This is a genomic window from Paenibacillus sp. FSL R10-2771 (assembly GCF_038000205.1).
Taxonomy (GTDB): Bacteria; Bacillota; Bacilli; order Paenibacillales; family Paenibacillaceae; genus Paenibacillus_AQ; species Paenibacillus_AQ phytohabitans.
The window spans coordinates 692,881-712,906 of sequence record NZ_JBBOBM010000001.1 but is presented as its reverse complement, the minus strand read 5'-3'; the positions used below and the strand labels follow the sequence as shown (position 1 = coordinate 712,906).

Below are 20,026 nucleotides of genomic sequence, written 5' to 3'. Positions count from 1 at the left end.
TACCTATCAGTCTGTTACCTTGTACTATGGTTGATCCTAGGATTGCATGGCGGCAATCGGAATGAATTTAAGCTTTTTGAGCGAACCCTGCTGGAACTTCTTGCTCTGCACGTATTCGATGAATTCTTTGGTAGCGCCGGTAGGCTGGCCATTGGTCATGTAGTAGCCGTAAGCCCAAATCTTGTACGAACCGTTGATAACATTGTCCGTAGTCGCTTCCACACCGTTGAACTTCACGGCTTTGATGTCACTGCCGGTCACGTAGACAAGGTCGATGTATCCGATAGCGTTAGGAGTAGTGCCCACAGCTGTTTTCATGTCGCCGCTGGAGCCGGTTTCCTTGTAGTTCTTCTCTTTCTTCACAATATCTCCGCCGGCAAGTGCCTTCGCCTGATAGTTGACCCGGGTACCGGAACCGAAGGCACGGGTGATAACCACGATGTTGGCATCTGCTCCGCCGACTTCTTTCCAGTTCGTGATTTTGCCGGAGTAGATTCCTTTAAGCTGTTCTGTAGTCAAGTTGTCTACACCGACGTTTTTGTTCACGATGGTTGCAAAAGGAATGACCGCTACCTTGTTCGCTACCTGTCCTTCAAAAGCTTTGAAGCCCGGAACATCGATGCTGGCATCCCAGTCGCAGGCGCCGATATCCGCAATGCCTTTCTTCACGGCTTGAGGTCCGGTTACGGAGCCTTTGCCTGAAGCGGCGATTTTCACTTTAGGGTGAAGCTTCTGGAATTCTTTGGCGGCCTGCAGCGTCAATGGAAGCAGTGCGGTCGAACCGTTAACGGTGATTTTACCCTTGAGACTGTCCGCAGCAGCGGCAACCCCTGCAAAAGCTGCGGTAACCGCGATAACCGCGGTGAGCGCTGTAACTGTTAATTTCCGGAAAACCTTCATGTATAATTTCTCCTCCCGGCGGCCAGCGCCGATATATGTTGTTGTGAATCAGTGAAGCTTAGTATTAGTCAGTATTAATTGGACAGCTGCACTGCTTTGCCGTTCTGAATTACAAGGATTTTGCCGTCGCTGACAATGGCCACCTTGCTGCCGTCATTCGAGACAGACACCTCGGACACATCTTCTGCCGTGCGGAATAATTCAACCGGTGCCGCGCCGCCTGCAATAGAGTAGATTACAGTGCTGCCATCTGCGCTCAAGCCTGCAACCACCAGACCTGTACTTGTTCCGGCAGACCAGTTGGCTTCAGCACTCAAGGTGATATCTGTGCTGGTGCCGTCAGCTGTAATCGACTTCAGGGTGTTGGCGGCAGTGCCCTCCGGATCTGCACTCAGGTACACTACGCTGCCGTTAGCAAGGATCTCAGGGTACAGCTTGTTGTCGAGCGCAGTAGTCAGGGCTGCCGGCTTCGCGCCTTTGGTGGCCAGATCCAGCTTGTACAGCTGTTCTCCGGCTTTGCTGAAGTCTACAGTCAGTGAATCTTCTGTACTGTCGGCATCATTCTTGGCTGTGCCTGTTACATTGACAATGTACACGGCAGTTTTGCCGTCCGCCGATACGCGAAGCTCCGATTTATTCTCCACTTTATCCTCAAGCAGCGCTTTGACCTCTCCGGTCTCTACAGAAATCTGCGCCAGCTTCTCCTGCTTGTCGCCTTGAATGAAATAGATTGTCTTGCCGTCGCTGGACCATACGAGGTCCGTCTTCACGCTGGTGTCTTTGCCAAGGGTAGTGATCACTCCGCTGGACAGGTTGATCAGCTGCAGAAGGCCTGTCTCATTGCTGAACACACCCCACTGCTGGTCCGCAGAAACTGCATAATCCACAGCACTGCTGTTGGAAGAGAACCATTCATAATTGCCGGGCACCTGGCTGAATTTATAGAGCAGTGTGGATTCAGCGTCGCTTTGGCTGGCGATCAGACCGCCGTCCGCACTCCAGTGAAGGGTATCGAATTGGCCGGCCGGCCGGGCGAAGCTCAGGATACTGCTGGTTTCAGCCTGCAGTTCACCGCCAAGTGCGGTAACCAGCTTCGTGAGTTCAACATAGGTTTTGCTGTTATGAACGACAGGTGCTACTGTAAATTCCTGTGCTTCACCATCAACCTGATAGCTTTTTACACCCGCCTGAATCTGTACATTATGTAGGCCCTTGCTGTCATTTAATAGAAATCCGCTGCTGCCGAGCACAAGTCCTGCTCCAAGCTCCCCTGCCACCTGGCTTAACGAATAGAGTTTATATCCACCGCTGTTGATTGTGCTGAGTGCAACCGGCGTACCATTGATACTCCATGTAGTACTTCCCTCCCCGACTGCGGCTGTCTTGACGGCGGCGGCGCTCACACTGCTGCTTGTAGCCAAAACACTTACTGATCCCCCTGTTACGAGAAGTGCTGAAGCCAAAGCTGCGCCGATCCATTTACTGTTTGTCAATTAGATTCACCCTTTTCCTATAGGTAACTGCTAATGTTATTTTCATCTACGAATGTCAATTCTGTTGCAGAGGAATGTTATGGAAATATTAATTGTAAAAGTAAATACAAAAAGGCCAGCCCAGGAATGAATCCTGGGCCGGCCTTACCGTAAAAGTTATGTTAATTCAGTATCCACGTCACAATAATCTCATTACCGCCGGGCTTCGAGTCCGAGCTGCTGCCGATAATAGAATACGAATAGGAACCGCTCACCTTGCCATTAATTAGAATGTTGTTGCTGTCGACAATCTCTGTTCCGCGTTCCAGGTCCTTGTCTCTTACATATTTCTGATATGTACTTCCAAGAGCGGCCATACTTTCCTCTGTCTCATAGATCAGCATAGAGGATTTCTTCCCCTCTGCCACTTCACCTTGGGTAAAAGTGATGCCCGCGCCTTCCGGTATCGGCAGATCGTCAGGCAAATACTGCTGCGCGTCCGCATTCTCTTCCGCCAGGGTATGAAAAGCTCCGCTGTCCGCTTCTGCTCCGTCTGTACTGCTGCAGCCGCTAAGTCCGGCCGCTGCCAGAAGCACTCCCAGAGTAAGGAGCAGCTTATGTCCTGCCATGATTCGCACCACCTTCTAATGTAATGGGTTCCGGTTGCCGGCAATCTCCAGTATTCTCCTTATTACCCTGATAACCGGTATAAGGAAACGGGTAATCCATAAAATTTAATATGTTTGTTGCGCCGGCAAGCGGAAACGGCTCCTCGTCCTTAATACATCGTGCATGTGCTCTGCGGGAGCCTGACGAAGCTTCTCATAATCTGTCCGCCAGTCTGGCGGACAGATTATGAGAAGCTATTTCGGGTAAAACATGCAGATTCCCAGGTTAATCGGACTCAGATTCCTTTATTTGTCCGCAATAGCGGAGATCAATAGAGCACCAGATATATATTTTTGTGTACTTGGAAAAGAGATTTACTTTTACCAAGAGAATCATTATTATAATGAGTGAGTACTCACTCATTATGCGGAGAATTGAGGAGATCACAATGAAACAAGCCAACCCAGTGATTACAGTAACTCATGTTGACCGTGCTTTCGGCAGCAAGAAGGTATTGAAGGATATTACGCTACAGGTGGAGCATGCGGAAACCTTCGGGATTCTGGGCCCGTCCGGCTCCGGCAAAACCACGCTGGTCAAGCTGCTCACGGGCATAGACGAAGTTACCTCCGGCGAGATTAATGTGCTCGGGGTACGGATGCCGAAGCTTGCCATGCTGCAGCAGATCGGCTATATGGCCCAGTCCGATGCGCTATACACGGAACTGAGCGCCAAGGAGAATCTGGAGTTCTTCGCTTCCCTCTACGGGCTGAAGGGCGGCAACCGCACACGGCGGATCAGAGATGTAATGGAGCTGGTGAACCTGCAGGAGCATTTGCGCAAAAGAGTAGACCAATACTCCGGAGGCATGAAACGCCGCCTGTCACTGGCCATCGCGCTGCTGCATGAGCCGCCCCTGCTGCTGCTGGATGAACCCACGGTCGGGATTGATCCGGTGCTGCGCCAGTCGATCTGGAAGGAACTCAAGGCGTTGAACCGTAATGGCACCACGATTGTACTCACCACACATGTTATGGATGAAGCGGAGAAATGCGGCCGGCTGGCTATGATCCGGGATGGCGTTCTGCTCGCAGTAGATACTCCCGCCGGACTGCTGCAGGCAACCGGCTCCGCTACTATTGAAGAAGCCTTCCTGTACTATGGAGGTGTACGTCCATGAGAATCCGTGCGATTACCTTGAGAATTCTGCAGCAATTCATCCATGATAAAAGAACTATGGCGCTGATGTTCATCGCGCCCCTGCTGGTGCTCAGCCTGATGAGCCTGGTCTTTAACGGTGATGCTTATGAGCCGAAGATCGGTGTAGCCCCCGGTGCTGCAGTGTTCAGCACCGCGCTGGAAGCCCAGAAGGCTGAAATTACCGGCTATGATAATGATGAATCCGGCAACGCCGCCCTTCAGGCCGGGGACATTGATGCTTATATTACAATGAAAGGAACCACTCCTGAGATCATGCTGGAAGGCAGCAACCCGACCGCTAACCGTGCCGTAATGATGGCCCTGCAGGAAGCTATGCAGAGCCTGCAGCCGTCAGCGGCAGGCAGTGTACAGAATCAGCCGCAGATCAGCTATCTCTACGGCGCCGAGGATATGAAGACGATCGACCGTTTCGGCCCGATTATGATCGGGGTATTTGTATTCTTTTTCGTCTTCCTGATCGCGGGTGTCTCCTTCCTGCGCGAGCGGACCACGGGAACACTGGAACGCCTGCTCTCCACTCCGCTGAAGCGCTGGGAGATCGTGCTTGGATATGTCTGCGGCTTCGGTATCTTCACCGTCTTTCAGGCGCTGCTGATCTCCTGGTTCTCAATCCAGGTGCTTGGCATTATGATGGCCGGCAGCTTCGGCTACGTTCTGCTGATGACCTTGCTGCTCTCGATGTCGGCGCTGACGCTGGGCACCCTGCTCTCGGCATTTGCCGCCAATGAGCTCCAGATGATCCAGTTCATTCCCCTGGTCATTGTGCCGCAGATTTTCCTGAGCGGACTATTTCCGCTCGATACCCTTCCGCTCTGGCTGCAGCGCGTAGGACTGGCAACCCCCATCTACTACGGCGCCCAGGCGCTGATGGATATCATGATCCGCGGCAAAGGCTGGAATGATATCGCCCTTGATGTATTCATGCTGATCGGCTTCTCCCTGCTGTTCATGCTGCTGAATGTGCTGGCCTTGCGCAAGCACCGCAAAATGTAACTTCGAATTAGCGGTATAGGCTGTGGTACACTTGGAGGTAAGAGCAAGAGAGTTGGAGGGTCCATCATGGAGAAAGACAATGCTGCTGAGCAGCAGGGGCAGGAGCAGTGGATTCAAGAGCTGCTGGCCCTCAGTGAAAAGGAACAAATGACTCCCAAGCAGATATCCATTCTGCAGGCGGCCATTGATACATTCTCGGAGAAGGGGTTCTCGGCAGCGGCCACCAGTGAGATCGCCCAGAAGGCAGGCGTGGCTGAAGGAACGATTTTCCGCTACTACAAAACCAAAAAAGATCTGCTGCTGGCCATCGTAGTCCCCACCATGAGCCGGATGATCGCTCCGTTTGTGATGCGTAATTTCAGCGGTGTGCTGGATGTATCCTTTGAGAGCTATGAAGCCTTCCTTAAGGCATTTATGGTGAACCGGCTCGATTTCGCCCGTAAGAATCTCAAAATTATCAGAATCCTTATCCAGGAGATCCCCTTCCAGCCCGCGCTCAGAGAACAGCTGGTCGAGAATATTCTCAGCCAGGTGCTGGAGCGTGTCACTGTAATTACGGAGCATTTCAAGGAGCAGGGCCAGATTATGGATGCTCCTACTCCTGCGATCATCCGCTTCACCATCTCTTCGGTCATCGGCTATCTGCTGGCCCGCCTGCTGCTGATGCCGGACCATGACTGGAATGACGAGGAAGAAATTGAGCAGACCGTCAGCTTCATCATGCACGGAATTGGCGGGGCAAGGACACTGTAGGCGGCTGGATGGGACATTGCTGGAGCAGCTACGCCATTTCGGGACAGTCTGAGCCGGTCTGGGAGCACATCGTGCTGGCCAGGCTGGCTTTTACTTGGTTGGCTGCTGCTAGTTCTACTGGTTCAACAATGCAACAATTGATGTAATCAGTTCCTCCAAGTGGAAATTCAGTGATAGTTGTATACTATGCAATTAAAAACAGCGAAAAACGTTGCTTGTCTCTTATAACTGTAGTCTGTACAACTAAATCTGCCGAATTGGTGATAACCAGTCTACATAAGGCAGTTTAAGTGTACGAAATACAACTAAACGGAGAATCGCCTGTAAATCAGATGATTTAGTTGTACAATGTACAATTAAGCATACGCATAAGCCATAATCAGGTCACTTCAAACCCTCAGCAAGCGATTTACCCATGTGATTTTCACTACTTTAAATCTGACGCTATACTAGTTCTGCCGCTTCTACTCCCTCACTTATACCTTGCGAACTGCTGCTTCTCTGCTATTCTTGCTCATGCACCTGCCCGGTTCTATTTGCCACCTTACTACTCTTTGTACACAATTTACACATAAATAACTGTAATGGGGTCCGCAGGCGCGGTGAATGATATTGTCCGGGCAAATAGAGCACCCCAGTCCGCTGCTATCCATCAAGATAACTCCCGCATTGCTTAATTCTTCAGGACAGAGCATACAGAACTGCTCTCAGCATAATCCCTTTTGAAGGCGTACGCCTGTTCTGTTATTATGGGTACTATAACGATTGTCGAACGGGACAAACCAGGCTTTGGCTTGGGAGCCAGTTAGCCATCAGGAATAGAAGGAAGTGAGGATTACATTGGGTTTCCAGGTACCGGAACGGGTAATCAAGCTGCTGTGCGGCAGGGCCGCTTTTGATCAGGGGGTAGCTTATTATCACGCTCATAAGGTTGATCTTATCTATACAGAGCACAACGTTGAAGGGGAATATTCGAAATACCGCGCTGCGGTTCATGGTCTGGAAAGCCATGAAGTAGTGCTGACCATAGATAGTGACGGTGATGTTAACGGGGAGTGTACCTGCCCGGCCTACTACCGCGGCGGACCTTTCTGCAAACATATTGCAGCTGCACTGGTTAGTGTCCTTTATCTCGGCAAAGATATGGACATGGGCCAGACTCCCGATCCGGATGGGCAAGAGCCGGAGGCGTTCACGGGAGAGACCGGTATACTTACACCCCGCCATTCCGGCTCTGCCGGAGACGGATACACCGGGCGCAGTGGAGACCGGCAGCTGGTGAGCAGCATGCTCGGGATGTTCACCGGAGTGCGGCAGCGGCCGAGCGGAGCCGGAGCTTATATGGATCTGCGGACACCGCTTCAGGTAGAGTTCATCTGCAAGCCTTTCTCTTACAGCTTCGGCAGCACAATGCTGGGCATAGAACTGAAAGTAGGCCCTAAGCGCCTCTATATCGTGCCCAAAATCCGGGGGTTTCTGGAACGTGTTCACCGGGGTGAGCCTTTTGAATTCTCCAGACATTTCAGTTATGATCCCGCCCTGCACAGCTTCTCGAAGGAAGATAATGAGGTGCTCGTGAAGCTGATTGAAATCATGCTGAATGAAAAAATATACCGCAGCAGCATCAGCCCTTACGCTCCGCATACCGGCACTTCGGGAAATGAACGGCTGCTGGCTGTTCCTCCCTTCTTCTGGGAGAGCCTGCTGCCGGCACTCTTGGCTGTACCTGCAGCCCGTCTGCAGCACGGCCAGGTCCTGCACGAACGTCTATCTCTCTCCGCTGAGGCACTCCCGCTGAGCTTCCAGTTCGATCAGGCGCAAGGAGAGGGGTACCGGCTGGATGTCCAGGGGCTTCAGCAGCTTACGATTCTGGAAGATTACGGGCTTGTCTTGTCTGAGGGCAAGCTGCTGAAGCTGCCGGTGCAGGAATGCGGGCGTCTCGCTGAGCTGAAAAAGCTGCTGAACCCCTCGCGGCAGGACGGAATTGCCATTGCCCCGGAGCAGATGGAGCCATTCATGGAGGGCGTCATTCCCGGACTCAAAAAATTGGGCCAGGTATTCATTGCCGATGCCATCGCGGACAGAATCGTTCAGGCGCAGCTTCACGCCAGACTCTATCTCGACCGGGTCAGAGACCGGCTGCTCGCCGGGCTTGAATTCCAATATGGCGGGATTGTCATTAACCCGCTGGATGAGAAGGCGCATGAGCGGAGCAATGAAGTGATTCTGATGCGGGACGGGGAGGCCGAACGGCGGATTCTCGACCTGATGGCCCATGAGTCCTTCGCACGGACGGAGAGCGGATATATCATGCGGGATGAGGACGGGGAATTCGATTTTCTCCACCATACCATTCCGCTGCTGGAGCCGCTGCTTCAGGTCTATGCCACTACTGCGGTCAAGGAAAGAGTGCTTACGGAGCATGCCATGCCCAAGGTCAGCCTGAGCTGGAATGAGAAGACCGACTGGCTGGACTTCAAGTTCAGCATGGATGGTATTCCGGAGAAGGACATCGTGCTGGTGCTGAAATCCCTGCAGGAGAAGCGTAAGTATTACCGGCTGCCGGATGGTGCGCTGCTCCCGCTGGAAACTGCAGAATTCCTGGAAATTATCGCCCTGATGAATGAGCTTGGCGTTCAGAACGGGGACTTCAATCATGCAGAGTTCTCCCTGCCGCTGGTGCGGGGTCTTCGCCTGCATGCGGATACCGGCAAAGGCGATTCCGTCCAGATCGGCCGGTCGTTCCGGCGGCTGCTGGCCAATATGGCGAGTCCCGAGAATCTGGACTTCCCTGTGCCGGAGAGTCTGGCCTCTGTACTCCGCGACTATCAGCAGTACGGCTACCAGTGGATGAAGACGCTGGCCCACTACCGCTTCGGCGGCATTCTGGCGGATGATATGGGTCTCGGCAAAACGCTGCAGAGTATCGCCTTCCTGCTCTCCGAGCTTGATGATATCCGTCAGGGCGGAGTCCCTGCGCTCATTGTCACCCCGGCCTCGCTGCTCTACAACTGGCATAATGAGCTGAAGCGTTTCGCCCCGGACATCAAGGCAGCCATTGCCGACGGCAGTGCGGACGAACGCAACCGGACGCTGCGGAATTCAGCCGGCCATGATGTCATCATTACCTCTTATCCGCTGCTGCGCAGAGATGCCGTGGAATACGCCAAGCGGTCTTTCCATACCCTCATCCTGGATGAAGCGCAGATGATTAAGAACCATGAGACGCAGACTGCCCAGGCAGTTAAGCTTCTTCAAGCGCGGTACCGTTTCGCGCTTACGGGAACGCCGGTGGAGAATGCGCTCGAGGATCTGTGGTCAATCTTCGGCGTGGTATTTCCCGGGCTGTTCCCCGGCAAGAAGGCCTTCCATGACCTTCCCCGGGAGACTGTGGCAAAGCGTATCCGCCCCTTCCTGCTGCGCCGCCTCAAAAGCGATGTCCTGAAGGAGCTGCCGGACAAAATCGAATCACTGCAGGCCTCTGAGCTGCTGCCGGAGCAGAAAAGGCTCTACGTCGCTTATTTGGCCAGACTGCGCAAGGAAGCGCTCAAGCATCTGGACAGCGACAGCTTCGGCAACGGCCGGATCAAAGTCCTCGCCGGTCTCACCCGGCTGCGCCAGCTGTGCTGCCACCCCTCCCTGTTCGTGGACGGGTACACTGGAGGATCGGGCAAATTCGAACAGCTGCTGGAGATTATCGACGAATGCCGCAGCTCCGGCAAACGGATGCTGATCTTCTCACAGTTCACGCAAATGCTGGGGATGATCGGGCGCGAACTGGCCCTGCTGGGTGTGCCGCACTTCTATCTGGACGGACAAACACCGGCTTCCCAGCGTACCCAGCTGTGCACCCGTTTCAATGAAGGGGAACGTGATCTATTCCTGATCTCGCTGAAGGCGGGCGGCACCGGCCTTAATCTGACCGGAGCCGACACGGTCATTCTCTACGATCTGTGGTGGAATCCGGCTGTCGAGCAGCAGGCTGCTGACCGCGCCCACCGGATCGGACAGAAGAAGGTCGTGCAGGTCATCCGCCTGGTTGCGCAGGGAACCGTAGAAGACAAGATGTACGAGCTGCAGCAGAAGAAGAAGAATCTGATTGATGAAGTAATTCAGCCGGGACAGGAAGCCCTGTCCAGCCTGAGCGAGCAGGACATCCGCGAGATACTCGCGATATGACAACGGCAGGCTTGCAATAGAATAGCTTTCTGCGCCAAATCATACGGCTTCTGTTGCACAAAGTACAATCATGCTGAAGATCTCCTGTGATGCTTGGGGAATGAAGGTAATCTTGCTCAGTTTGGAAGCGTTTGGCAAGTCCGGTATAATACAAGGGAAGGCTTGTATCTTATTCAGGAGGTGCTTGTAAATGAGCTTTACGTTGGCGCTTGGAGACTCAGCCCCTGACTTCGCCCTGAAGGCGACGGACGGACAGACTTATTCCCTGGAGCAATTCGCGTCCGCCAGGTTCCTGGTTGTTTTTTTCACCTGCAATCATTGCCCGTTTGTAGTCGGTTCCGATGAGCTTACCCGTGAGGCAGCGGAGAAATTCTGCGATCAGGGTGTCCAATTCGTTGGCATCAATGCCAACAGTGAAACCACGCATCCCGATGATTCGTTCGAGCATATGGTTGCCCGGATGGAGGAGCATAAGTTCCCTTGGACTTATCTGCGTGACGATACGCAAGAGACCGCCCGGGCCTATGGCGCACTGCGCACGCCCCACTTCTATATCTTCGATGAAGCCCGCAAGCTGGTCTACACCGGACGCGGCGTTGATAATCCGCGCGAGACCGGCAAGCTGACCGTCAACAATCTGGATAACGCCCTGACAGAGCTGGTATCCGGGCAACCGGTCAGTGAACCCCTGACCAACCCGATCGGCTGCAATGTGAAATGGGACGGCCAGGATGCCCACTGGATGCCGGCTGAGGCTTGCGATCTGGTGTAACACGGCCGGCTATATAAACCACACTTATGACAACAACCTAACCAGCTTACTGGTTAATCGCGGCGGGACGAGAGGAATTTGTTAATTCCTTACACACAATTCATTGCCGGCAGAATGTAGGCTTCTTAGTACGCACGAAGGCATAAATGTTGTACGTTTTGCAACTCTGATCCCTAGATACCTGGGTGTGCGGGAGGATTGTTGTATGAAATACAACAATAGCTTCGTTGATCGGCCTGGAACGAGGGAATTGCTGCCTTTTGTACAACAATTATAGATTTAGGGCGTGTTAATGGGGGGAATGTTGTATTCTGTGCAGGATTTTATTAAAGTTACCTGATCTGTGCCACCAACAGCGGATGAAATCAGCCCCCCCCTACTTCAACATTAGCTATACAGAAGTACAAATATACAACTACAATTGAGTGCTCTATGTAAATAAAACAGGGACGCTCCTGAGCCTATAGGCTTGGGAGCATCCCTGTTTTATTTCTTTTGGCTTGCAGCGCCGGGTTTAGACAATTGTAACTCCACCGCTGGCATAACCGGCAACCGTTGTCGCTACATCAATTCCGGCTGATACCGTTGCCGAGAAGACCATCAGCAAACGAGTGCCGGCAGTTACCGGTATACTAAGCCCGGTAGTCAGACCGCTGCTGATCGTACCGAGGGAAAGAACTCCTGTCAATGGCGGAGCTAAAGTTACTGTGGCGCCCGGTACTGCCGTGAAGCTATTATTGGGTGTAGTCGATTGGAATAATCTCGCAGTTATGGTTACGGTTGAACCCACTAAGCTAAGTCCCGCAGTCGTACTGAAATAGCCTGCCAGTGAGGTAATGGTGCCTGCACGCGGTACTGAGAAGGCAAAGTTGAGTAAGGTTCCAGCCGCACCTGTCAAATCAATGATCCCGCCTGTAACACTAACACCTGCAGAGCTGCTGCCAAAACCTACAAGACTGGACGTATTCAAGAGTCCGCCGAGTACCGTTGTCAAAGATACTGGAAGGCCGGAAGCATACGGAATGATTGCCCCTGAACCCGTTGCCCCTGTCGCGCCAGTAACACCGGTAACCCCGGCTGTGCCTGTCGCACCCGTAACCCCAGTCGCTCCAGCTGTGCCTGTCGCACCCGTAACCCCGGTCGCTCCGGCTGTGCCTGTCGCACCCGTAACCCCGGTCGCTCCGGCTGTGCCTGTCGCGCCGGTAACCCCAGTCGCTCCAGCTGTGCCTGTCGCGCCGGTAACCCCAGTCGCTCCAGCTGTGCCTGTTGCGCCGGTAACCCCAGTCGCTCCGGCTGTGCCTGTTGCGCCGGTAACCCCAGTCGCTCCAGCTGTGCCTGTCGCGCCGGTTACCCCAGTCGCTCCAGCAGTTCCTGTCGCGCCGGTAACCCCAGTCGCTCCAGCTGTGCCTGTCGCACCCGTAACCCCAGTCGCTCCAGCTGTGCCTGTTGCGCCTGTAACCCCAGTCGCTCCGGCTGTGCCTGTCGCGCCGGTAACCCCAGTCGCTCCAGCTGTGCCTGTCGCGCCGGTAACCCCAGTCGCTCCGGCTGTGCCTGTCGCGCCGGTAACCCCAGTCGCTCCAGCTGTGCCTGTCGCGCCGGTAACCCCAGTCGCTCCGCCGCCAGAACCCGTCGCTCCTGTAGCGCCTTGAGCCCCGGTGGCACCTGTTGCTCCTGCTGCACCTGTGGCACCGGTAGCTCCGCCACCCGAACCTGTCGCTCCTGTGGCGCCTTGAGCTCCGGTGGCACCCGTTGCTCCGGTAATACCGAAGATTTCGCCCAGCAGTTCTGCAGAAACCAGACGGTGCGCGGTTACCAGTGCCCCGGTGCTGCTCTTACCCCAGAGCGAAATCTGGACCGGATCATTCACAGTGGCAGGTGTTAAGAAAGTAAACTCTAAACCATCCAGATCAGCAAAGTAGGTAGTGGTTATCGATTGATTCGGAGCAACATCGATCGCCTCGCTGACATACAGGTTTCTGACGCTGCCACTCAAATAGTATCCCTGAACCGATACTGTGGAGGCAGTGATATCACTGCGGTTATCAATTCTGACTGTAACCTGGGTAGTTGGTCTCACACCGCCAACCATATTATTTTCTATCGGTCCCGTGGATAAAAAACTCATCGTTTCAGCACTCCTTTTCCTAGTAGAATAGGATGAATCTCTATACTTCGGAGCTTAATTTCTCATGTGTAACAATGCGATGGGCATTCACCAGCAGGCCGGTAGAAGACTTGCCCCATACTGAAATCCCGATCTCCTCCCCGGTTGCTTCTCCGATCGTAAAAATAAATTCGAACGCATCCAAATCGGCAAAGTAATCCCTGGTTACCACTTCATTCGGAGCAATATTAATAACCTCACTTACATACAATATTCTTGTCGCTCCCAGCAAGTAGCCCTGAATACTGACTGAAGAGCCTACCATGCCATCACGCTTCACCAGCTTTACCGTAACTGTCTGCGTAGGTCTTATTCCCGAAACGGCATTGTTCTCGATAGGTCCTGTTGATAAAATCGGCATCCCGTCTCATCCCTCCTTCCATATCTAGCATTTACGGCGTGAAACTCAGTTACTAGCGACGGTTGATCTTTAATCGCACAATATAATAATATTCTGGCGTCCTCCGGTCGGTGTGGACATAAGACAGGTTCCATTCACCAATATCTGCGGGGGCGCATATCTTTTAATTAAGGAGAGACCGCCCTTGCTGCCGCTTTCCTGCAGAATGACCAACGGAAGAAGGGAGTCCCATGCCCCCTCCTGGAAAAGGAAAGAGACCTGCCGCCAAAAAACCACCAGCCAGCTCCAAAACACAAACTCCAAAAGGGCTTGAGTTCGCCGTGGCTGCCCTTCTTTTGACCGGCAAGCTGAAAGTAGACTCCATCCAGATGTACACGGACGCATCCATGTTCGTCAGTCTGGTAGGCAAATATAAAACCTTAAGTGATCTGAGCAACGACAACGTCGATAAGCTGGTCAGCTTCCTTGATGACAACAGCAGTCTCACCCTGAACGAGATTATGACCGCTTTGAAAAAGAAAGCCGAAAACTCCTGACCACCTAATTAGAAAGTGAAAGTGAGGCGCGGGGATATGGACAGTTTTGACGGGGAGGGTTTCGCCGGTGGTCTGCTGCTGGTGATTGTAATTGCCCTGCTGATTTATGGTTCTACGGACATCAAGAATCTGACCGGTGCGCCTACTGCGGACTAGGCATTTCCTCTATCAGAGATTCTGAAGAGGTCTGCTTGCCGAGCTGGCTTTGTAGTCCATTGCCAAGCGGCATCCATGTGATTACTTATGATACAAAAAGCTGCCTTAACTTTACTGGGGACTGTACCCTGTTTGTGAGGCAGGGATCAAAACGCCTGGTAAGTTTAAGCAGCCCGTCACCGACAATCCATCGGTGACGGGCTATTTAGCTTTACTGGAATCCGAATATCTCTGAATTCTACTCTGCCAAGCTTAGTTTATTTTTTGAATCAGGATAGAGGCGTTGGCATTGGCTTGTGTTCCGCCTGACAGCGTCTGCAGCGTAATTGCCGCTGAACTGGAATGATTGCGCAGAGTCAGGGAATCTCCCGCTGCCGCTACAACAATCACCATTCCGGGATTGGCCTGAGTTCCGGCGCCGGAACCATATATGCCGCCTGCAACAGAAGTACCATTTTGAAAAAGTGAAAATTGATTGGGCTCCACTCCCGTTGCGTTGAACCAGACTGCATAATCTCCAGCAGTACCTATAGTAATCACAGAGCTCCCTGGCGTGTGTGTAATCGCCCCAATTATGGGACCATTATTACTAAAAGTGACATCGGCCTCCAATGGAACCGTTTGGGCAGCCAAATTATAAATATACGCATACTCGGAAAGACCAGCCGGACTGGTTCCTGTCGCACCTGTGATTCCCGTCGCACCCGTAACCCCAGTCGCTCCTGCTACGCCCGTCGCACCCGTAACCCCGGTCGCTCCAGCTGCGCCTGTCGCACCGGTAACCCCAGTTGCGCCTACTTCGCCCGTCGCTCCCGTAACCCCAGTTGCTCCTGCTTCGCCTGTCGCACCCGTAACCCCAGTCGCGCCTGTGATGCCCGTCGCACCTGTAACCCCAGTCGCACCAGCTACGCCTGTCGCACCTGTAACCCCGGTCGCGCCTGTGATGCCCGTCGCTCCTGTAACCCCAGTCGCTCCTGCTTCGCCTGTCGCTCCCGTAACCCCAGTCGCTCCGGCTGTGCCTGTCGCACCTGTAACCCCAGTCGCTCCGGCTGTGCCTGTCGCACCTGTAACCCCAGTCGCTCCTGCTGTGCCCGTCGCACCTGTAACCCCGGTCGCTCCAGCAATACCTGTCGCACCTGTACTCCCAGTCGCTCCTGCTGTGCCTGTCGCTCCCGTAACCCCAGTTGCTCCTGCTATACCCGTCGCACCTGTAACCCCAGTCGCTCCTGCTGTGCCTGTCGCACCTGTAACCCCAGTCGCACCAGCTACGCCTGTCGCACCCGTAACCCCAGTCGCTCCTGCTACGCCCGTCGCACCTGTAACCCCAGTTGCTCCTGCTGCGCCTGTCGCACCTGTAACCCCAGTCGCTCCTGCTTCGCCCGTCACTCCCGTAACCCCAGTTGCTCCTGCTACGCCCGTCGCACCGGTAACCCCAGTTGCGCCAGCTATGCCTGTTGCGCCTGTAACCCCAGTCGCGCCTACTTCGCCTGTCGCACCGGTAACCCCAGTTGCTCCAGCTACGCCCGTCGCACCCGTAACCCCAGTTGCTCCAGCTACGCCCGTCGCACCCGTAACCCCGGTCGCGCCTGTGATGCCCGTCACTCCTGTGGTAGCTCCCAGGAGTTCAGCAGAAACCAGGCGGTGTGGCGTTACTAAGCCGCCTGAGCTATTTTTTCCCCAGACTGAGATTTGCACCTGTTCATCAATGGTTCCTGAAGTGACAAAAATAAACTCAAATGCATCCAGATCCGCATAATACGTGGTTGTCATTACCTGATTAGGCAGTACATTCAACGTTTCACTGACATATAGCGTGCGGGTTCCATCCAGATAGTAACCCTCTACCGTCACCAAGGAAGACATGGTATCACTTCGGTTATCGATTTTGACCGTGACCTGCTGGGTAGGTCTTAGCCCGCCTACCGCATTATTTTCAATCGGTCCTGTAGATAAAAAGCTCATCTTGAGTTCTCCTCTCCGAATATTTTAATAGTGATAACAACTTACTATATTCGAGCCATCACTGGAGGTGTGGACAAAGCCGGATATCTATTGCAAATACCGGATGTTATGGGTTGCATTTTCCGGAAACAAGGTTCCGCTTGACATTCCGCTATTGCTTTCTTCCAGAAATTCGCTATACTGATAAAAATCATATTGAATCAATGACCGGGAGAGTAATGGCCCTGAACCCTAGTCCCCAGCGAGCCGGGAGAGTGTAAGCCGGTACAGATCAGGATTATGAAGCGCACCCGTGAGATGGACTTCTGAACCTTAAGAGTAGGAAGCCCCGGCTAAAGACCGTTAACCTGCAAGGTGGTTGAACTGTATGTTCAGCAACGAGAGTGGTACCGCGAGCGCATAAGCCTCGTCTCTTTTGAGACGAAGGCTTTTTTTGTTGTTTTTTCACCTTACGGACCCTTGAAGTCTTCCGCCCTCAGCCACTGCTTACACCATTCACAACTATTTCGGGAGGTACTTATTCATGTTAAGCGAGCTAATTAAAGACAGTCTGGAACAATGTATTCACAAAGTATCTGAAGAACTGGGAGTTCCCGGCAGCACTCAGGTAAAAGCGGCTCTGGAGCAGCCTGCGAATGCGGAGCATGGGGACTATTCCAGCAATATTGCCATGCAGTTGGCCCGCACCCTGCGCAAAGCCCCGGCCGTCATCGCAGAACTGATCATCGCCGAGCTGAAGTCATCGGGCTCCGTAAACGGACTGCTGCAGAGAATTGAGGTTGCGCCGCCGGGTTTCATTAATATGTACATCGATTGGCAGGTGTGGGCCCAGACTGATTTTGCAATTCCGCAGGCTGACGGTGAGAAGGTTATTGTAGAGCATACTAGCGTTAATCCGAATAAGAGCATGCACATAGGACACCTGAGAAACTCCTGTATCGGGGATGCACTGGTTAGAATTTTGAGAAAAACCGGCTATACGGTCGAGGTACATAACTACGTGGATGATCTCGGCAATCAGCTTGCAGATACTGTAGTCGGCCTTTTGAATGTCCCGCTTGCCGGGGAGCATGTCCGTTTCGGAGATTACTGCTGGGATATTTACGCTGAGATCAACAAGGAGTACGCGGAGCATCCTGAAAGTGTAAATAAACGGACTGAAATTCTTCACGCGCTGGAAGAGGGGCATGGCAATACCGCCTGGATTGGCAACCTTGTCGCCGGACAGATTGTAAAAGAGCATGTGGAGGAGATGCGCAGCTTCGGCATTCACTACGACCTGCTTGTTTGGGAGAGCAGTATTCTGAAGGAAGGCTTCTGGTCTTCTGCCTTTGACCTTCTGTCGCAGACAGAAGTGTTCGTTCAGGAGAAGGAAGGCAAGCTGGCCGGCTGCTGGGTGCTGAAGCAATCCGCTGGCACTGGCGCACAGGAGACACAGGAGACAGAAGAGGAGCATCTGAAGGATAAGGTGCTGGTGCGCTCGAACGGGATTTTGACCTATACGGCCAAGGATATCGCTTATCATCTGTGGAAATTCGGCCTCTTGGACAAGGACTTCGCCTACAGTGAATTTGGCAGCGGGCTGTGGACGACCGGCTTGAGGGGTGAGACGCTGCCTTTTGGACGCGCAGATAAGGTCGTGAACGTGATCGACTACAGACAGGAGTATCCGCAGGCGATGGTAAAGCAGGCCTTCCAGGCACTGGGCTACAGCGAGCAGGCGGATCGGCTGCATCATGTAAGTTATGGTGTGGTTTCGCTAAGTCCGGCTTCCGCCGCTGAACTTGGTATTGATACCTCCGCCGGCAAAAGCTCCTACGCCATGTCCGGACGCCAGGGCATCGGCATCAAGGTTACCGAGCTGGTCCGGCTTATGGAGCATTCCATTGAGGCTACCCGTTCCGACAAAAACGGCCTGTCCAGCCGGCTCATCGCCACCGCTGCCATCCGCTACTATCTGCTGCGCTTCAATCTGGGTACAGAGATTGTGTTTGATTTCAAACAGGCCATGGAGATTTCCGGCAACACTGGCGTTTATCTGATGTATGCCTATGCCCGGGCAAGCCGTGTGCTCAGTAAAGGCAGCGCCTTGGCGGAGAGAGGTACCGGAAATAGCGGCGGCAACGAGCATGGCGGGAGCCGGGAGTACGGGGGGCACGGGAATAGCGGGGATAACGGGAGCAGCAAGCATAGCGCGAGCAGCGGGCCTGACGGGAGCAACGCGCATGGCGGGCTTCCGCTCTTTCCGCCGCAGCTTGAGGCAGCCGAGCTCGCCCTGCTGAGACAGCTCAGCCTGTGGCAGGATACCCTATATACGGCAAGCCGGGAGCTTACGCCGAATACGATCTGTAACTATGCGCACAGTCTGGCCGTACTGTTCAGCAATTTCTACTCCGGCTGCCCGATCCTCAAAGGAGAGGCTTCCAGCGTAGCCTTCCGTCTATGGCTAACCCGGAGCTTCACCGATACTTTAGGCGAGGCGCTGGATGTACTCGGTCTGCCTAAGCCGGAGCGGATGTAAGCTGGGACGAAGAAGCGGTAGAGAGTCCCGCATAGTTCAAGTAGGGCTTATAGTAGATAACTGTACTCATCGGGTGAAAATGATGTTGGTTACTTGGGGGATCGCTGTAGGCGAGCGGGGGTTTGGGTTTGAGTAACAATAGTAATAGTCTAGCGGATGGCTGTACAAAGAGTGACTTGAATGCTCAGACGCTTGGGTATCCCCGCTGCCGCCCGGCTTCTCATCCTCCGGACGACAAAAGAGCCTTCCCGAAGGAAGGCTCTTACTTGACGTCCCGGAAGGGATACAGCCAAATTTCGGCTGATTGCGATGTGTTCCTATCGAAGCTTATGCTCCAACGTCCCCGGCTGGCGCCTAGGGTTCTCATCCCCCCGGACAACAAAACAGCCTTCCCGAAGGAAGGCTCTTACTTGACGTCCCGGAAGGGATACAGCCAAATTTCGGCTGATTGCGATGTGTTCCTATCGAAGCTTATGCTCCAACGTCCCCGGCTGGCGCCTAGGGTTCTCATCCCCCCGGACAACAAAACAGCCTTCCCGAAGGAAGGCTCTTACTTGACGTCCCGGAAGGGATTCGAACCCCCGACCGTGCGCTTAGAAGGCGCATGCTCTATCCAACTGAGCTACCGGGACAAATGAAGAATCATGAAACCTAACGCTGTAAAGATCATATGTATTAATGCAACGTTATTTATTATACCTGAATCACAGAATTTATCAAGACTAAACTCTCCCAGCCGGCAAAAGAAGCCCCTACATCCCACCGTGCAGGCGACTTCTGATCAGTCCATGAGATTTCCCGATACACAAACCCCAATAAAAAAGAAGCCTCCCGCATCCTGAATGCGGCAAGCTTCCTGCTCTATGGCCCATCCTATAGGTTATTGGTTGGTAATTGTGCAGTGAAGCTTCGAAGCAAGAGGTCCCGCCGGAATCAAGAGTACTGCCTGAAATGCTCACCCAGCTGCTTCTTCAGCTCTCCGAAGATCAGCAGCTCACGCTGGAACTTGGACCGTTCATCCTCCGGGCTCATTACAGTGCTGCCGGTGAAGCCGTTGACCGTCACATCCTTGAAAGCATCATGCAGATTGTTATCAAACCAATCGGTGGCGGTGTCCGCGTCATTCGTCAAAATACGGACAATTTCGTAACCCTCCTCACGCTGGTCCTCAACAATATACACCAAAAGTGCTGAATCGCCCACAGCTCCAGGCAATACGCCAACCTCTGCGCAAGGTGCTCCGTCATACTCGGTCATTCTGCGGATTTTGGCGTCTTTAATGTAATACACTTGTCATCCATCCCTCCTGGCAAATTTCCCTCTCCCCTAGTGTTCGGATAAGGACATACATTTTATCCCTTCCTTCGGCATATATCTGTATTACTTGGCAAAAAAGAAAGGACAGACAACAATCGCACAAAAGAGAG

The 20,026-nt window shown here is 53.3% G+C and carries 14 protein-coding genes, 1 tRNA gene and 1 other annotated feature; of the genes, 7 read left to right on the top strand and 8 right to left on the bottom strand.

Annotated features, from left to right (window positions below):
- Positions 1–36: 36 nt before the first annotated feature.
- From NSU14_RS03150 to NSU14_RS03140, 3 genes are all read right to left on the bottom strand, one after another.
- Positions 37–900, bottom strand: a complete 864-nt coding sequence (locus tag NSU14_RS03150) for a phosphate ABC transporter substrate-binding protein (RefSeq protein ID WP_340942775.1) — start codon at positions 898–900, stop codon at positions 37–39.
- Between the two features lie 74 nt (positions 901–974).
- Entirely contained in the window at positions 975–2,393 is a 1,419-nt protein-coding gene (locus NSU14_RS03145) for a TolB family protein (protein ID WP_340942773.1), read from the bottom strand.
- A gap of 161 nt (positions 2,394–2,554) precedes the next feature.
- Positions 2,555–3,001 (bottom strand): hypothetical protein, encoded by a 447-nt coding sequence (locus NSU14_RS03140; RefSeq protein WP_042139677.1) that lies wholly within the window; start codon positions 2,999–3,001, stop codon positions 2,555–2,557.
- A 428-nt stretch (positions 3,002–3,429) separates the two neighbouring features.
- Between NSU14_RS03140 and NSU14_RS03135 the strand changes: the two genes are divergently transcribed.
- The 5 genes from NSU14_RS03135 to NSU14_RS03115 all read left to right on the top strand — a co-directional run bounded on the left by NSU14_RS03135 (position 3,430) and on the right by NSU14_RS03115 (position 10,899).
- Positions 3,430–4,161, top strand: coding sequence for an ABC transporter ATP-binding protein (locus tag NSU14_RS03135; RefSeq protein ID WP_340942769.1), 732 nt, complete (start codon positions 3,430–3,432; stop codon positions 4,159–4,161).
- The gene (locus tag NSU14_RS03130) at positions 4,158–5,195 is read left to right on the top strand and encodes an ABC transporter permease (RefSeq protein ID WP_042139679.1); all 1,038 of its coding nucleotides are present in this window, start codon (positions 4,158–4,160) and stop codon (positions 5,193–5,195) included. The genes NSU14_RS03135 and NSU14_RS03130 overlap by 4 nt, the downstream gene beginning before the upstream one ends.
- A 66-nt stretch (positions 5,196–5,261) precedes the next feature.
- Complete coding sequence (locus NSU14_RS03125) at positions 5,262–5,948, top strand: TetR/AcrR family transcriptional regulator (RefSeq protein ID WP_042139680.1); 687 nt, start codon at positions 5,262–5,264, stop codon at positions 5,946–5,948.
- A gap of 828 nt (positions 5,949–6,776) precedes the next feature.
- A complete protein-coding gene (locus tag NSU14_RS03120) occupies positions 6,777–10,127 on the top strand; it encodes a DEAD/DEAH box helicase (RefSeq protein ID WP_340942767.1) in 3,351 nt (1,116 codons plus the stop codon).
- 190 nt (positions 10,128–10,317) lie between these two features.
- Positions 10,318–10,899 carry a thioredoxin family protein gene (locus NSU14_RS03115; RefSeq protein ID WP_340942765.1) on the top strand — a complete coding sequence of 194 codons (582 nt, stop codon included), beginning with the start codon at positions 10,318–10,320 and terminating at the stop codon, positions 10,897–10,899.
- 514 nt (positions 10,900–11,413) lie between these two features.
- Here NSU14_RS03115 and NSU14_RS03110 read toward each other — a convergent pair.
- Both NSU14_RS03110 and NSU14_RS03105 read right to left on the bottom strand, forming a co-directional pair.
- The gene (locus tag NSU14_RS03110; protein ID WP_340942762.1) at positions 11,414–13,024 is read right to left on the bottom strand and encodes an exosporium glycoprotein BclB-related protein; all 1,611 of its coding nucleotides are present in this window, start codon (positions 13,022–13,024) and stop codon (positions 11,414–11,416) included.
- A gap of 40 nt (positions 13,025–13,064) precedes the next feature.
- Positions 13,065–13,424 (bottom strand): hypothetical protein, encoded by a 360-nt coding sequence (locus NSU14_RS03105; protein ID WP_340942760.1) that lies wholly within the window; start codon positions 13,422–13,424, stop codon positions 13,065–13,067.
- 230 nt (positions 13,425–13,654) lie between these two features.
- Here NSU14_RS03105 and NSU14_RS03100 point away from each other — a divergent pair, with 230 nt between their 5' ends.
- Positions 13,655–13,960 carry a hypothetical protein gene (locus tag NSU14_RS03100; RefSeq protein ID WP_039310734.1) on the top strand — a complete coding sequence of 102 codons (306 nt, stop codon included), beginning with the start codon at positions 13,655–13,657 and terminating at the stop codon, positions 13,958–13,960.
- 408 nt (positions 13,961–14,368) lie between these two features.
- On the opposite strand, the gene NSU14_RS03095 is transcribed toward NSU14_RS03100, so the two are convergent.
- Complete coding sequence (locus NSU14_RS03095) at positions 14,369–16,078, bottom strand: collagen-like protein (RefSeq protein WP_340942755.1); 1,710 nt, start codon at positions 16,076–16,078, stop codon at positions 14,369–14,371.
- Positions 16,079–16,272: 194 nt separating this feature from the next.
- Positions 16,273–16,495: a binding site (T-box leader), on the top strand.
- A gap of 106 nt (positions 16,496–16,601) precedes the next feature.
- On the opposite strand from NSU14_RS03095, the gene NSU14_RS03090 reads away from it, so the two are divergent.
- The gene (locus NSU14_RS03090; protein ID WP_340942753.1) at positions 16,602–18,599 is read left to right on the top strand and encodes an arginine--tRNA ligase; all 1,998 of its coding nucleotides are present in this window, start codon (positions 16,602–16,604) and stop codon (positions 18,597–18,599) included.
- A gap of 558 nt (positions 18,600–19,157) precedes the next feature.
- On the opposite strand, the gene NSU14_RS03085 is transcribed toward NSU14_RS03090, so the two are convergent.
- Together NSU14_RS03085 and NSU14_RS03080 are read right to left on the bottom strand one after the other, a co-directional pair.
- Positions 19,158–19,231: transfer RNA gene (locus NSU14_RS03085), tRNA-Arg, on the bottom strand.
- A gap of 301 nt (positions 19,232–19,532) precedes the next feature.
- On the bottom strand, positions 19,533–19,889 hold the full coding sequence (locus NSU14_RS03080) for a hypothetical protein (RefSeq protein ID WP_042139687.1): 357 nt from the start codon (positions 19,887–19,889) through the stop codon (positions 19,533–19,535).
- Between the last annotated feature and the right edge of the window lie 137 nt (positions 19,890–20,026).

Coding starts and splice junctions, on each gene's coding strand:
- NSU14_RS03150 (WP_340942775.1), bottom strand. CDS start 900: ATGAAGGTTTTCCGGAAATTAACAGTTACAGCGCTCACCGCGGTTATC.
- NSU14_RS03140 (WP_042139677.1), bottom strand. CDS start 3,001: ATGGCAGGACATAAGCTGCTCCTTACTCTGGGAGTGCTTCTGGCAGCG.
- NSU14_RS03135 (WP_340942769.1), top strand. CDS start 3,430: ATGAAACAAGCCAACCCAGTGATTACAGTAACTCATGTTGACCGTGCT.
- NSU14_RS03130 (WP_042139679.1), top strand. CDS start 4,158: ATGAGAATCCGTGCGATTACCTTGAGAATTCTGCAGCAATTCATCCAT.
- NSU14_RS03125 (WP_042139680.1), top strand. CDS start 5,262: ATGGAGAAAGACAATGCTGCTGAGCAGCAGGGGCAGGAGCAGTGGATT.
- NSU14_RS03115 (WP_340942765.1), top strand. CDS start 10,318: ATGAGCTTTACGTTGGCGCTTGGAGACTCAGCCCCTGACTTCGCCCTG.
- NSU14_RS03110 (WP_340942762.1), bottom strand. CDS start 13,024: ATGAGTTTTTTATCCACGGGACCGATAGAAAATAATATGGTTGGCGGT.
- NSU14_RS03105 (WP_340942760.1), bottom strand. CDS start 13,424: ATGCCGATTTTATCAACAGGACCTATCGAGAACAATGCCGTTTCGGGA.
- NSU14_RS03100 (WP_039310734.1), top strand. CDS start 13,655: ATGCCCCCTCCTGGAAAAGGAAAGAGACCTGCCGCCAAAAAACCACCA.
- NSU14_RS03095 (WP_340942755.1), bottom strand. CDS start 16,078: ATGAGCTTTTTATCTACAGGACCGATTGAAAATAATGCGGTAGGCGGG.
- NSU14_RS03090 (WP_340942753.1), top strand. CDS start 16,602: ATGTTAAGCGAGCTAATTAAAGACAGTCTGGAACAATGTATTCACAAA.